10 protein-coding genes are annotated in these 13,649 nt (G+C 70.3%); 7 read left to right on the top strand and 3 right to left on the bottom strand.

Annotated features, from left to right (window positions below; genetic code table 11):
• The first annotated feature begins 171 nt into the window (after positions 1–171).
• The 6 genes from ACILRB_RS05450 to ACILRB_RS05475 all read left to right on the top strand — a co-directional run bounded on the left by ACILRB_RS05450 (position 172) and on the right by ACILRB_RS05475 (position 8,470).
• Entirely contained in the window at positions 172–1,380 is a 1,209-nt protein-coding gene (locus ACILRB_RS05450) for an efflux RND transporter periplasmic adaptor subunit (RefSeq protein ID WP_395665283.1), read from the top strand.
• Between the two features lie 52 nt (positions 1,381–1,432).
• Positions 1,433–4,645, top strand: coding sequence for an efflux RND transporter permease subunit (locus ACILRB_RS05455; protein WP_395665284.1), 3,213 nt, complete (start codon positions 1,433–1,435; stop codon positions 4,643–4,645).
• Between the two features lie 33 nt (positions 4,646–4,678).
• Positions 4,679–5,035, top strand: a complete 357-nt coding sequence (locus tag ACILRB_RS05460) for a hypothetical protein (protein WP_395665285.1) — start codon at positions 4,679–4,681, stop codon at positions 5,033–5,035.
• 138 nt (positions 5,036–5,173) lie between these two features.
• Positions 5,174–5,641: a (2Fe-2S)-binding protein gene (locus tag ACILRB_RS05465; protein WP_395665286.1), complete on the top strand. Its 468-nt coding sequence runs from the start codon at positions 5,174–5,176 to the stop codon at positions 5,639–5,641.
• Positions 5,642–5,643: 2 nt separating this feature from the next.
• Complete coding sequence (locus ACILRB_RS05470) at positions 5,644–7,842, top strand: molybdopterin cofactor-binding domain-containing protein (RefSeq protein ID WP_395665287.1); 2,199 nt, start codon at positions 5,644–5,646, stop codon at positions 7,840–7,842.
• Positions 7,843–7,891: 49 nt separating this feature from the next.
• Complete coding sequence (locus ACILRB_RS05475; RefSeq protein ID WP_395665288.1) at positions 7,892–8,470, top strand: winged helix-turn-helix transcriptional regulator; 579 nt, start codon at positions 7,892–7,894, stop codon at positions 8,468–8,470.
• A 34-nt stretch (positions 8,471–8,504) separates the two neighbouring features.
• On the opposite strand, the gene ACILRB_RS05480 is transcribed toward ACILRB_RS05475, so the two are convergent.
• Complete coding sequence (locus ACILRB_RS05480; protein WP_395665289.1) at positions 8,505–11,750, bottom strand: cellobiose phosphorylase; 3,246 nt, start codon at positions 11,748–11,750, stop codon at positions 8,505–8,507.
• Between the two features lie 187 nt (positions 11,751–11,937).
• On the opposite strand from ACILRB_RS05480, the gene ACILRB_RS05485 reads away from it, so the two are divergent.
• Positions 11,938–12,156: a dodecin gene (locus ACILRB_RS05485; RefSeq protein WP_395665290.1), complete on the top strand. Its 219-nt coding sequence runs from the start codon at positions 11,938–11,940 to the stop codon at positions 12,154–12,156.
• A 9-nt stretch (positions 12,157–12,165) separates the two neighbouring features.
• On the opposite strand, the gene ACILRB_RS05490 is transcribed toward ACILRB_RS05485, so the two are convergent.
• Positions 12,166–13,005 (bottom strand): SDR family oxidoreductase, encoded by an 840-nt coding sequence (locus tag ACILRB_RS05490; protein WP_395665291.1) that lies wholly within the window; start codon positions 13,003–13,005, stop codon positions 12,166–12,168.
• A gap of 142 nt (positions 13,006–13,147) precedes the next feature.
• On the bottom strand, positions 13,148–13,624 hold the full coding sequence (locus tag ACILRB_RS05495; protein WP_395665292.1) for a glutathione peroxidase: 477 nt from the start codon (positions 13,622–13,624) through the stop codon (positions 13,148–13,150).
• Positions 13,625–13,649: the final 25 nt, after the last annotated feature.

The raw sequence follows: 13,649 nt of genomic DNA on the forward strand, positions 1-13,649 counted from the left end.
ACGTGCGAAGACGTCCTTGCGGACACGCCCGCGCTGCGACGCGGCGGTCGCTTGTAATTTGCAAGTAACCATGGTTTGAGAGGCGTCCCAAGGACGCGCCGGCGCCGCCCGGCCGCATGAAGTCCGGCGCGGCCCGCAGAGGGGCGCGCGTTTTCGGGCGCGGAGAGAGTCATGCGCAAGATTTCGACAGGCGGCGCGCCGCGCGCCCTCGCCGCGGCCCTGATCCTGGCCCTGATCCTGCCCCTGGCCGTTCTCGGCGGGGCGTCTTCGGCGCGCGCCGAGGACAAGCCGCCGCAGGGCCCGCCCCCGCCGCAGGTGACGGTGGCGACGCCGCTCGCGCGCACCGTGCCGCGCTGGGACGAATATACGGGCCGTTTCGAGCCGATCCAGAACGTCGAGATCCGGCCGCGCGTCTCGGGCGCGGTCGAGGCGATCGGCTTCACCGACGGCCAGCTCGTCGCGGCCGGGGACCTGCTTTACGTGATCGACCAGCGCCCCTATCGCATCGCGGTGGACAGCGCCAGGGCCGAGGTCGCCAAGGCGAAGGCGCAGGTCGAGGTCGCCGCCAACGACGTCACCCGCGCGCAGCAGCTCGTCGAGAGCCGGGCGATCACCTCGCGCGACGTCGACCAGCGCAAATCCTCGCTCGACATCGCCAAGGCCCAGCAGCTCGCCGCCGAAGCGGCGCTGCGCAACGCCGAGCTCAACCTCGACTGGACCGAGGTGCGCGCGCCGATCGCCGGCCGCGTCTCCGACCATCGCGTCGACGTCGGCAATCTGGTGCAGGGCGGCCAGACGACGGGCAGCCTGCTCACCACCATCGTCACGCTCGACCCGATCCATTTCGTGTTCGACGCCTCCGAGGCCGATTACATCCGCTACGCGCGTCTCGCCGACGCCAAGGTCAGGCCGTCGTCGCGCGAGTTCAAGAATCCGGTCATGGTCCGGCTCGCCGACGAGACCGACTGGAGCCGCAGCCACAAGGGCGTGATGGATTTCGTCGACAACGCGCTCAACGCGCGCTCCGGCACGATCCGCGGCCGCGCCGTGCTCGACAACAAGGATCTTTTCCTGCTGCCGGGCTCGTTCGGCCGGCTGCGCCTGTTTGGCGGCGACATCGACGCCCTGCTCGTGCCCGACGACGTGATCGTGTCGGACCAAGCCTCGAAAATGATCCTGACCGTCGCGCCCGACGACACGGTGGTCCCGAAGCGGGTGACGCTCGGGCCGATGCACGAGGGCCTGCGCGTGATCCTCGGCGGGCTCGGCCCGCATGACCGGGTGATCATCGCGGGCGTCGCCAACCCGTTCGTGCGGCCGGGCGCGAAGGTCGATCCGAAGCCGGGCGAGATCGTCTTCCCGGCCGCGCCGTCGAACTGACGGGCGGCGCTCTCCTCATTTCAAGCCGGGCCGCCCTGCGGCGGGGACGATCATGCGCTTTTCCCATTTCTTCATCGACCGTCCGATCTTCGCCGCGGTCCTGTCGATCATCCTGACCATCGCCGGGGCGATCGCGCAGCGCACGCTTCCGGTCTCCGAATATCCGGAGATCGCGCCGCCGACGGTCAACATCACGACCACCTACCCGGGCGCCTCGGCCGAGGTGATCGCGGCGACGGTGGCGACGCCGATCGAGCAGCAGGTCAACGGCGTCGACGACATGCTCTACATCACCTCGCAGTCGACCGGCGACGGACGGCTGTCGATCGACGTCACCTTCAAGCCCGGCGTCGACGTCGACAAGGCGCAGGTGCTGGTGCAGAACCGCGTCGCCATCGCCACTCCGCGCCTGCCGGAAGCCGTGATCCGCCAGGGCGTCACGGTGCAGAAGGCCTCGCCCGACCTGATGATGGTCGTGCATCTCGTCTCGCCCGACGGCTCGCGCAGCCAGCAATATATCTCGAACTACGCGACGCTCTACCTCAAGGACGCGCTCGCCCGCGTCGACGGCGTCGGCCGGGTCAATGTCTTCGGCGCGCGCGACTACGCCATGCGCGTGTGGCTCGACCCCGCCAAGGTCGCTGCGCGCGGCCTGACCGCCGAGGAGGTGGTGCGCGCGCTGCAGGCGGCCAATCTGCAGGTCGCGGCGGGCGCGATCAACCAGCCGCCGATCACCTCGCAGAGCGCCTTCCAGCTTTCGGTGCAGACGCTCGGGCGCCTCTCCGATCCGCAGCAGTTCGAGGACATCGTCATCCGCTCGGACCCCGACGGCTATGTGCGCGTGCGCGACGTCGCCCGCGTCGAGCTCGGCGCGCAGGACTACACCGTCAACGCCTATCTCGACCGCGACGCCGCCACCGCCCTCGTCCTGTTCCAGCGGCCGGGCTCGAACGCGCTCGCGACCGCCGCCGCCGTGCGCGCGACGATGGAGGCGGCGAAGAAGGATTTTCCGCCGGGCCTCGACTACACGGTCGTCTACAACCCGACCGAATTCATCCAGCAGTCGGTCGACGAGGTGGTGCACACGCTCTACGAGGCCGTGCTGCTCGTGGTGATCGTGGTCATCGTGTTCCTGCAGACCTGGCGCGCGGCGGTCATCCCGGTCATCGCCATTCCGGTGTCGCTGATCGGCTGCTTCCTCGTGATGAGCGGCGTCGGCCTCACCTTCAACACGCTCTCCCTGTTCGGCCTCGTGCTCGCCATCGGCATCGTCGTCGACGACGCCATCGTGGTGGTCGAGAACGTCGAGCGCTATCTCGAACATGGCGCGAGCCCGCGCGAGGCCGCCCACAAGACCATGGACGAGGTCGGCGGCGCGCTGCTCGCGATCGCGCTGGTGCTGTGCGCCGTGTTCATTCCCACAGCCTTCATCTCGGGGCTGCAGGGCGCCTTCTACAGGCAGTTCGCGATCACCATCGCCGGCGCGACGCTGATCTCGGCCTTCGTCTCGCTGACCCTGTCGCCGGCGCTCGCCGCGATCCTGCTGAAGGAGCGCGCCGCGCCGAAGACGCAGGGGCTTCTCTACAGGCTCGGCGCGCCGCTGCGCTGGTTCTTCGCCGGCTTCAACCGCCTGTTCGACGCGCTCTCGCGCGGCTATGGCGCGCTCACCGCGCGGCTCATCCGCCTCGGCGCGATCGTGCTCGTCGTCTACGCCGGGCTGATCTATCTCGCCTTCGACGTGCTGAACCGCACGCCGACGGGCCTCATCCCGCAGCTCGACCGCGGCTATCTCATCGCCGCCTTCCAGCTTCCGCCCGGCGCCTCGCTCGAACGCACCGACCGCGCGCTGCGCAAGGCGACCGACATCATCCTCGCGCGCGAGGGCGTCGCCCATGCGGTGGTGTTCGCGGGCTTCGACGGCGCGACCTTCACCAACGCCACCAACACCGGCGTCATCTTCGTCAGCCTGAAGCCGTTCGAGGAGCGCGTGAAGCACGGCCTCGGCTCGGCCAAAATCCTCGCCGACGTGCGCCAGCATCTTTCCGCCGTGACCGAGGCCTTCGCCTTCGTGCTGGAGCCGCCCTCCGTGCCCGGCATCGGCACCGGCGGCGGCCTCAAGGGCTATGTGCAGGACCGCGCCGGACGCGGGCCGCAGGCGCTCGAGGCGGCGACCTGGGGGCTTGTCGGCGCGACGCGCCAGAACCCCGGCTTCGCCCAGGCCTTCACCCTGTTCAACACCAAGACGCCGCAGATCTACGCCGACGTCGACCGCACCAAGGCCGAGCTTCTCGGCGTGCCGATCAGCCAGGTCTTCGGCGCGCTCTCGACCTATATGGGCTCGGCCTACATCAACGACTTCAACCTGCTCGGGCGCACCTACCAGGTGACCGCCCAGGCCGACGCGCCGTTCCGCCTGACGACGCGCGACGTCGCCAACCTCAAGACCCGCAACGCCGCCGGCGACATGGTGCCGATCGGCTCCGTCGCCGAATTCCGCGACACCACGGGGCCGTTCCGCGTCACCCGCTTCAACCTCTATCCGGCGGCCGAGGTGCAGGTCGCGCTCACGCGCGGCTTCTCCTCGGGGCAGGGCATCGCCGCGATCGAGGCGCTTGCGGCGAAGGTTCTGCCGCAGGGCTTCGGCTTCGAATGGACCGAGATCGCGCTGCAGGAGAAGCTCGCCGGCAACACGGCGATGATCGCCTTCGGCCTCGCCGTGGTGTTCGTGTTCCTGCTGCTCGCCGCGCTTTATGAAAGCTGGCTGCTGCCGGTCGCGGTCATCCTCATCGTGCCGATGTGCATCCTCGCGGCGATGCTCGGCGTCACCTGGCGCGGGCTCGACCGCAACATCCTCGTCGACATCGGCCTCGTGGTGCTCGTCGGGCTCGCCGCCAAGAACGCCATCCTGATCGTCGAATTCGCCAAGCAGGCCGAGGAGGAGGGCGCGACCCGCTTCGAGGCGGCGGTGCGCGCCGCGCGCACGCGGCTGCGGCCGATCCTGATGACCTCCTTCGCCTTCATCTTCGGCGTGCTGCCGCTTGCGGAGGCGCAGGGCGCGGGCGCCGAGATGCGCCAGTCGCTCGGCACGGCGGTGTTCTTCGGCATGCTCGGCGTGACCCTGTTCGGCCTTCTGTTCACGCCGACCTTCTATGTGGTCGTGCGCGGGATCGGCGAGCGCCTCGCGCGGCTGCGCGGCGGCAAGCCCGCCGCCCCGGACGCACGACAAAAGCCCGGCCCGCCGCCGCGCGAGGCGGCCGCCGAATAGGCGCTTGACCGGGGCGGGGGGCGAAGCTAGCGCTTGCACATCCTGCACGAGACGGCGGAGCGCCAGACCATGTCCGACACGATGTCCCACGCTTTCGCCAGGCGGCTCGCGCGCGGCGGCGCGGCCTTCGGCCTCGCGCTTGGCGTCGCCCTCGCGGCGGGCCTCGCGCCGGCGCCCGCCGCGGCGCAGCTCTTCGAGCGCCCGCCGGCCCCGGTCATGCCGCCGCCGCCCGGCGACGATCCCGGGGCGTGGACGCCGGACGGCGCCCCGGCGCCCCAGGCGGCGCGGCGGTGCCTGAAGATGTGCGCCGCCGACGAGAGCCCCTGCGATCCGATCTCCTACAAGCTCGCGGACGGGCGCTGCGAGGGGATCGACGACGGCGGCTGGTAGGGCCGCCGCCCGTTCCGCGCCGCGCGAAAGGCCGCGCCTTTCCTTTGCGCCGAAACAGGCTATCATAATGAAAGCCTCTGTGGCGAAAACCGCCAGGGCGCGGTCGCGCATGACCGCGCCGGCGGCAGGGAGACGCGCATGGCCTATGCAATCAAGGTGAACGGCGTCGAGCGCATCGCCGACGTCGACGGCGACATCCCGCTTTTGTGGGTGTTGCGCGACGTGTTCGGACTGACCGGCACGAAATTCGGCTGCGGCGCGGCGCTGTGCGGCGCCTGCACCGTGCATCAGGACGGACAGCCGATCCGCTCCTGCGTCACCCCGGTCGAAAGCGTCGGGACGACCTCGATCACCACCATCGAGGCGATCGGCGAGACGCCCGCCGGCGCGAAGATCCAGAAGGCCTGGCTCGGGCTCGAGGTGCCGCAATGCGGCTATTGCCAGTCGGGCCAGATCATGTCGGCGGCGGCGCTCATCGCCGAAAACCCGAAGCCGACCGACGCCGACATCGACGACGCCATGAGCGGCAACATCTGCCGCTGCGGCACCTATGGCCGCATCCGCGCGGCGATCAAGGAGGCGGCCGGCGCCGTCAAGGGAGGCTGACCATGCTCGACCTCGACCAGACCGGCGCTCCGGCCCCGAGCCGCCGCCATCTTCTCAAGCTTTCGGCCGCCGCCGCGGGCGGGCTCGTCATCGGCTTCCGCATCCCCGGCGCGCAGGCGAAGGACGCCACGCCCGACGCCGGAGCGAGGGACGCGGAAGGCGCGTTCGAATTCGCGCCCAACGCCTTCCTGCGCATCGACCGCGAGGGCAGGGTCTCGATCCTCATGCCGCAGATCGAGATGGGGCAGGGGACGCACACCTCCCTGCCCATGCTCCTCGCCGAGGAGCTCGAAGTTCCGCTCGAGCGGGTCACGGTGCTCGAAGCCCCGCCGGACGACAAGCTTTACGCCAATCCGCTGATCGGCTTCCAGGTCACCGGCGGCTCGACCAGCGTGCGCGCCTTCTGGACGCCGCTGCGCACGGCGGGCGCCGCCGCGCGCGTGATGCTGACCGAGGCGGCGGCCGCCCGCTGGGGCGTCGATCCCTCGAGCGTGCGCGCCAGCGCCGGCGAGGCGATCCACGCGGAGACGGGCCGGCGCCTGCCCTATGGCGACCTCGTCGAGGCGGCGGCGCGGCGGCCCGTTCCCGAAAAGCCGCCGCTGAAGGACCCGAAGGATTTCACGCTCATCGGCAAGCCGGCGGCGCGGCTCGACACGCCGCAAAAGGTCAATGGCGCGGCCAAATTCGGCATCGACGTGCGTCTGCCGGGCATGGCCTACGCCGCGGTGTCCGCCTGTCCGGTTTTTGGCGGGACGCTGAAAAGCGTCGACGAATCCAAGGCGAAAGCCGTCAAGGGCGTGCGCCAGATCGTGCGCATGGACGACGCCGTCGCGGTCGTCGCCGACCATTACGGCGCGGCGCGGAAAGGGCTCGAGGCGCTGGTCGTCGAATGGGACGCGGGGCCGAACGCCCATTTCGGGCAGAAGGATCTCGTCGCGCAGATGAGCGAAGCCGCGGCGAAGGGCGAGGCCGTTCCCGGCGAAAAGGTTGGCGACGTCGACGTCGCGATGAAATCGGCGGCGCGAAAGATCGAGGCGGTCTATGAACTGCCCTTCCTCGCCCACGCCGCGATGGAGCCGATCAACGTCACGATCGACGCCCGCCCCGACGCCTGCGAGATTTTTGTCGGCACGCAGGTGATCTCGCGCGCGCAGGAGGCGGCCGCAAAGGCGCTCGGCCTGCCGCCCGAAAAGGTGAAGGTCCACAATCATCTGATCGGCGGCGCCTTCGGCCGGCGCCTCGACGTCGACTCGATCGTGCAGGCGGCGAACCTGGCGAAGCAGGTCAAGGGACCGCTGAAGATCGTCTGGTCGCGCGAGGAGGACGTGCAGCACGACGTCTACCGGCCTTATTATTACGACCGTCTTGCGGCCGGCCTCGACAAGGACGGCCGCGCCGTCGCCTTCAGCCATCGCGTCGTCGGCTCCTCGATCGTGGCGCGCTGGGCGCCGCCGCTGTTCAAGAACGGCCTCGACTTCGACGCCGTCGAAGGCGCCGCCGGCCCCTACGCCTTTGACAATCTGCTTGTCGATTACGTGCGTCATGAACCGCCCGCCGGCATGACCACGGGCTGGTGGCGCGGCGTCGGCTCGACGCATAACGCCTTCATGGTCGAAGGCTTCGTCGACGAACTCGCGGCGGCGGCGGGGGCGGATCCGGTCGACTACCGGCGCGCCCTGCTCGGCAAGTCGCCGCGCGCGCTCGCCGTGCTCAATCTCGCCGCCGAAAAATCCGGCTGGGGGAGCCCCCTGCCGAAAGGCGAAGGCCGCGGGGTCAGCGTCATCTTCGCCTTCGGCAGCTACCTCGCGCAGGTGGCCGAAGTGGCGGTGGCGCCCGACGGCTCGGTCAGGGTCAAGCGCGTCGTCTCGGCCTTCGACTGCGGCCGCAAGGTCAATCCTGACACGCTGCGCGCGCAGGTCGAGGGCGGGCTCCTGTTCGGCGTCGCCGCGGCGCTCTACGGCGAGATCACCCTCGCCGACGGACGCGTGGAGCAGTCGAATTTTAACGATTATCCCGTGCTCAGGATCAATGAGGCGCCCCTGATGGAGACCTATCTTGTCGAAAGCGAGGAAGCGCCGGGCGGGGCCGGCGAACCGGGGACCGCGGGAATCGCGCCGGCGGTCGTCAACGCCGTCTTCGCCGCCACCGGCAAACGGCTGCGCAAGCTGCCGATCGACGCGCAGGCGCTGAAATCGGCCTGAGATAAGGAGGCCGCGGGGCCGCGCAGGCGGCCCGGCGGCGCAGGAGGCCATGCGGCGCAAGAGTTTCGAGAGCGTGGACTGCCCCATCGCCCGCAGCCTCGAGCGCGTCGGCGAATGGTGGACCATGCTCATCCTGCGCGACGCGGCGAGCGGCGTGACCCGCTTCGACGCCTTCGAGGCGAGCCTCAAGATTGCGCCCAACATGCTGACCCGCCGGCTCTCGACGCTGGTCGCCGACGGGCTGCTCGAGCGCCGGCTCTATCAGGAGCGGCCGAAGCGCCATGAATATGTGCTGACCCCGCGCGGGCGCGATTTTTTTCCGGTGCTGCTCGCCCTGCTCGATTATGGCAACCGTCATTTCGCGCCGGAGGGCGCGGCGGTCGCGATCGTCGACGAGGAGACCGGCCGCGCGGTCGATCCCGTGCTGATCGACCGCGCCACCGGCGCGCCGCTCGCCGCCATGCAGCTGAAGCTCGCGCCGGGGCCCGCGGCGAGCGAAGCCTGCTGCGCCCGCTACGAGGCTTATGAGCGGCAGAAAGAGGAGCGGGCGCACAGGGCCGCGGCGCGCAAGGACGCCCGAAAAGGCGCGCGCGAGGCGACGAAAAAATCGACGGGCGAGGCCGGCTGAACGGCGGGCCCCGCGCGTGCCGCCCGCCCGCGCGTCAGGCTTGCGCGTCAAGATCCCAGATGAGCCGCGCCGCGCCCGTTCGCGGCGCGGCCGTCTCGACGCCGAAGCGGCGGACGCGGCCGAAGCCATGCGCGACGAGCGCATGCAGGAAAATGCCCGGCCCGCTCGAATAGACGCGCCACCCGCCTTCAAGCGCGATCTTGCCGGCGCGCAGCGCCTCCCAGTCGGCGCTCGCCGAGGCGCGATCGCGGAAGGCCGCGTCCGACGACGAGAAGAAGGCGTTGCGCTGGCGCGGCGCGGCGGCGGGAACGCGCGCCGCAGCGCAGACCGGATTGACCGCGGCGAGCGCCTCGAAGAAACGCTCCGTCTCGCCGCGCCGCGCCAGAAGCTCGGCGTAGCGCAGATGCTCATGCGTATACATGAGCCCGATCTCGCGGCCGAAGAAGCTCGCCGATTCGGCGCGGCGGAAGATTTTCTCGGGGCCGCCGCGATAGGCCACCGGCCGGTCGAGCAGCCGCGCCCCGTCGGGGTAGAGCAGATGTTCGCTGATGACCGTCATATGCGCGTCGGCCTCGCCGGGGTCGAGCAGGCCGGCGGCGATGGCGCGCTCGATGGCGAGCAGCGAATAGGACAGGCCGGTGCGCCGGTCCGAGGGGTGCAGCAGGAGCTCGGGCGCGGCGGCCTCGTCCGCGTCGAACAGGCCGTAGCCGGCGACGACGCCGTCGCGGATCAAAAGCGCGCGAAAATCGTCCCGCACGCCCGCGGCGAGGGCGCGCGGCCGCGCCGCTTCGGCGCTCCGGCCGGCGGCGTCGAGCGCCGCGGCGTAGCGTTCGAGCTGCTGGAACAGCAGGGCGACGGTCCATGCGGAGGTCATGCGCTCGCGCAGGGACGGGTCGGCGGGCTGGAGCGAATCGTTCCAGTCGCCCTCGCCATAGGCGATGAGCCGCGTGCCGGGAATGAAGCGCGCCTCGACCGCCGCCATGAGCCGTTCGAGATGGGCGCCGAGCGTGTCCTTGCGCGGCGAAAGCTCAAGGCTCTCGCGGTCGCGCCAGAACATCTCTTCGTCGAGAAAGGCGAAGTCGCCCGTCGCTTCGAGATAGTCGCAGACGGCCTTCAGCGGCCAGACGATCACGTCGCCATGGCTGACGCGGCCCTGCACCGCGCCATAGGGCGCGAGCATGAACCACTGCGGCCAGTCGGCCGTGTCCTCATATTGCTGGGCGAAGACGACGCGCAAAATCTCTTTGACCGGCGCGTCGTGGCGCAGGGCGAGCAGCAGCTCGACGGGGCCCTGGCACACGTCGCGCACGCCCCAGGCCGCGCCCGTATATTGTTCGAGCCCGCGCGGGACGCTGAGATGAATGAGCGCGTTCTGCACGAGCCAGGGCAGGACGGCGTCGAGCGCGTCGTCGCCCTCGACGCGCGCGCCGCGCGCGAGCGTTCTCCAGAAGCTTCGCGCCGGCTCGAGCGCCTGTTCGCGCGATGCGCCGCGCGCGTATTTGTCGGCGAGCCTTTCGGCCTCGCGCGCGCTTCTCATGGAGCCCGTGACCGCGAAGGAGAAGCCGTTCGTCGCGCGCGTGCGCAGCGCGACATGGCCGCCGCCGAAGACATGAGGATCGTCATGCAGCAGTTCTTCGCCGCCGATCGCCTCGATCTCGCCGGGCGTCGCGCTGACGATGTGGCACGCCGCCTGCGGATAGGCCGCGCCCCACAGAAAGTCGGGGTCGGGGCGCAGCGTGAAGCGCCTCGCTTCGGCGTCGGCCTCGATCCGGCCGGCGTGCTCATATTCGCGCTCGCCGAGCGCGAGCTGGCCGAAGACGAGAAAGCGCAAGGGCGCGCCTTCGGCCTCGACGCGGAAGATCATGGCCGGGTCCTCGCCCGCAGCCTCGGCCGAGACGACGATGCGGCCCCCCGCGAAAACATAGATCCAGCGGCAGTCGGAAAGCCCCATCTCGAACAGCGTCGGGACGGCGAGAAGCCGCCAGCGCCCGTCGATGAGGGCCATCATGCGAAGCCCGCTTCCGCGCGTCGCGTTGTAGGGGTCGCGCGAGACGGTGAAGATCTTGTGGAACGAGGTGTTGCCGATCGTGAGCTGCGCCGCGAAGACGCCATGCGCCCACGCCGTGGCGCAGAGCGTCGCGTCGTCTGGCAGCAGCGCCGCGCCGGTGCGCAGAATGGCGCCGTGGCGGCGCGTGACGTCAAGCTCCTTGCCCTGCGAAACCACATGCCGGTTGAGCGGGCCGTCGGGCGCAAAGAACGAGGCGGGCGCGTCGCCCGCGCCGGCCTCGACCTCGAAACGGCCCGGATAGGCGCGCGCGACGTCGTCAGCGCAGGGCGGCTCGGCCGCGAGAACGGGCGCCGTCTCGACGAGGCTGCGGCGCGGGGCGGCGAGCGCCGCGACGGCCGGCGGAGGCGGCCAGTCGACGGCGTCGATACGGGAGAGGCCGGCTTCGCTCGAGGCGCCCGGCTGGTCTGCGCCCGCAAGGCCGAACCAGCGCCAGCGCGCGGACTCCCCCGGCGCGAGACGGCGCGCCGGGGCGTAAAGCGCGACGCAGGCCATTTCGTGCTGCAGCCGCAGCGACGGGGGCAGTTCGCCGAAGGGCGAGGCGAAGCGCCCGCCGCCGCGTCCGCCGCTTCTTGCGCCGCCTCTTGCGCGGGGCCCGAAGATCTCCCTGCCGTCGGTCGAAAAGCCCGTCGCGCCGTCGAAGCAGCCGTGCATGACGAAGGGATGCGCGCCGTCCTGCGGCAGGTTCTGGCGGCAGGTCACGACCGGCCCGAAGGCCGGATGGGCGGCGATGAAATGATCGACATATTGCGAGGCGTAGGCCTCGTTGCTCATGAGGAAGCCGCGCGGGCCGAGGCCGACGTCCTGGATCAGCACGGCGTCGAGCGCGCGCGGCGCGCCGCCGCGATTTTCGACCTCGACTTCCCAGACCCAGGCGGCGGCGGCCGCGGCGAGCGCGAGGCTCGCGCGGAAGGAGACGCCATGCGCCTCGCCCTCCCAGACGAAGCCGCGCTCCCCGCCGCCAAAGCGCGCGGCGCCGGCGCCCGTCGCCTCGACCGGCGCCTCGCCCTCGACGCGCAGCACGATTCCGGCGAGCCCGCCCGCGACAGGCGAGCCGAGCAGCTGGTTGATCATGAAGCGGCGCGCGCCGGTTTCAAGCTCAAGCGCGAACAGCGCGCCGTTCGGCAGGCGCGAGACATGAAGGCCGCAGGCGTTCTTCGCGTGCAGGAGGCCAAGGTTCTGGTCGCGCGGCGTGGTCCATGCGCGTTTCGACATTGCGGCGCCCTCTGGTTTCGCCCGGCCCGGCGGGCGCGTCGGAATTTGGCGGGAAGATTGTGACAAAATGGCCTTGCTGAAGGTCTGGAGCCGGGCGCACTCTCGGACGCCGTCCCGGCGGCCGCGGACGGCTGTGGGAGAAACGCGCGGGCGCGTCCTTGGCGCCACGCGACAGAAAGGGGCTTCGATGTCGAATCACGTCTACAAAATCGTCGAGCTCGCGGGATCGTCGACCGAATCGATCGACGACGCGATCAGGGTCGCGGTCGAGCGCGCGAGCGCGTCGCTGCGCAATCTGCGCTGGTTCGAGGTGGTCGAGACGCGCGGCCATATCGACGGCGGCAAGGTGCGGCATTTCCAGGTGAAGCTCAAGGTCGGCTTCACGCTCGACGAAGACGGGGCGTGAGGGCGCGGCTTAAATCACGAGATCGGCGAGATGGTCGCGCGCGTAGGCTTCGAGCGCGCGCGGCGTTTCTCCGGTGAGCGTCTCGACGTCCTGCGTCACGCGCGCGCAAAAGCCCGCGCGCACGGGGATGAACATCGCCGCCATCATGCGCGCGTCGGCCTCGGGCGTCCCGAAGCCGCGCAGCAGCGCGACGAAGGCCTCGCCCTCGACCGGCGTATAGAGAAGGGTCCGGCCGAGCGCCCTGCCGAGGATGGCGAGGGCCTCGGCGTAGCCGAGCGCCTGCGGCCCGGTCAGATCGAAGGCCTCGCCCCTGAGGCCGCGCGTGGTGAGCAGGCTCGCGGCGCTGGCGGCGACGTCGCGCGTGTCGACGAAGCTCGTTTTGCCGTCGCCCGCGGGCAGGGCGAGCTGGCCAAACAGCAGCGCCGGCTTCCAGAACACATGAAAATTGTCGGAAAACCAGTTCGGCCGCACGACCGCATGGGGCGCGCCCGAGGCCGCAAGAACGCGCTCGATGCGGCGATAGGGCAATTCATCGTCGGCGTCGACGCCGAAGGCCGACATCAGCACGACGCCGACGCCGCGCTCGGCGGCGGCCGATATGACGGGCGTCAGCAGCTTCTCGACCTCGACCGTCCCGGTCGGCGCCATGACGAAGGCGCGGTCGACGCCTTCAAAGGCGGCGGCGAAGGTCGAGGGGTCGGCAAGATCGAAACGGACGGCGCGCGCGCCCCCGACCGGCCGCGCCGTGCGCGAGGCGGCCTTCACGCTTTCGCCGCGCGCGACGAGCGCCGCCGTCAGCGGGCGTCCGACATGGCCGGTCGCTCCGAGCACGAGAATCTGGCCGGCCATTCCGGTCTCTCCGTCTTGCGTCAGGCCGCCGGGCGCGCCTTCTCAAGCGCGTTCGGACTTCATCGCGTCGCGAACGCGCTCTAACATTTTGTTCTTACGCATTTTCTTAAGGTAAAAGTCTGCGACTTCCACTGAAAATGCCCTAGCCGAGTTCGGCTTCGATCGCCGCGACGATTTCGGGCGCCTCGGGCGCCGTGCGCGAGCCGAAGCTCGCCCTCAGCGTCCCGTCGCGGCCGATGAGATATTTGTGGAAGTTCCATTTGGGCGCGGCCGCCTCGCCGGCTTCGGCGACGATGGCGCGGTAGAGCGGATGGGCGCCCTCGCCCGACACTTTTTCTTTCGAGGCGAGCGGAAAATCGACCGCAAAGCGCGTCTCGCAGAAGGTCTTGATCTCGGCTTCGGAGCCGGGCTCCTGGCCGCCGAAGTCGTTCGAGGGCACGCCGAGCACGACGAGCCCGCGCGCGCCATAGGTTTTATAAAGCTGCTCCAGCCCGTCATATTGCGGGGTCAGGCCGCAGGCCGAGGCGGTGTTGACGAGAAGCACGGCCTGGCCGCGGAAAGCGTCGAGCGGCAGATCCGCGCCGTCGATGGTCCTGAGCGAAAAATCATACGCGTTCATCGCCGCCTCATGAGTCGCTGGCCGG

Source organism: Methylocella sp., assembly GCF_044226135.1.
Lineage (GTDB): Bacteria > Pseudomonadota > Alphaproteobacteria > Rhizobiales > Beijerinckiaceae > Methylocapsa.

Bases quoted from the DNA above. Each gene is read 5' to 3' on its own strand.
- ACILRB_RS05455 (WP_395665284.1), top strand. From the start codon at position 1,433: ATGCGCTTTTCCCATTTCTTCATCGACCGTCCGATCTTCGCCGCGGTC.
- ACILRB_RS05470 (WP_395665287.1), top strand. From the start codon at position 5,644: ATGCTCGACCTCGACCAGACCGGCGCTCCGGCCCCGAGCCGCCGCCAT.
- ACILRB_RS05485 (WP_395665290.1), top strand. From the start codon at position 11,938: ATGTCGAATCACGTCTACAAAATCGTCGAGCTCGCGGGATCGTCGACC.
- ACILRB_RS05490 (WP_395665291.1), bottom strand. From the start codon at position 13,005: ATGGCCGGCCAGATTCTCGTGCTCGGAGCGACCGGCCATGTCGGACGC.
- ACILRB_RS05465 (WP_395665286.1), top strand. From the start codon at position 5,174: ATGGCCTATGCAATCAAGGTGAACGGCGTCGAGCGCATCGCCGACGTC.
- ACILRB_RS05495 (WP_395665292.1), bottom strand. From the start codon at position 13,624: ATGAACGCGTATGATTTTTCGCTCAGGACCATCGACGGCGCGGATCTG.
- ACILRB_RS05480 (WP_395665289.1), bottom strand. From the start codon at position 11,750: ATGTCGAAACGCGCATGGACCACGCCGCGCGACCAGAACCTTGGCCTC.
- ACILRB_RS05475 (WP_395665288.1), top strand. From the start codon at position 7,892: ATGCGGCGCAAGAGTTTCGAGAGCGTGGACTGCCCCATCGCCCGCAGC.
- ACILRB_RS05450 (WP_395665283.1), top strand. From the start codon at position 172: ATGCGCAAGATTTCGACAGGCGGCGCGCCGCGCGCCCTCGCCGCGGCC.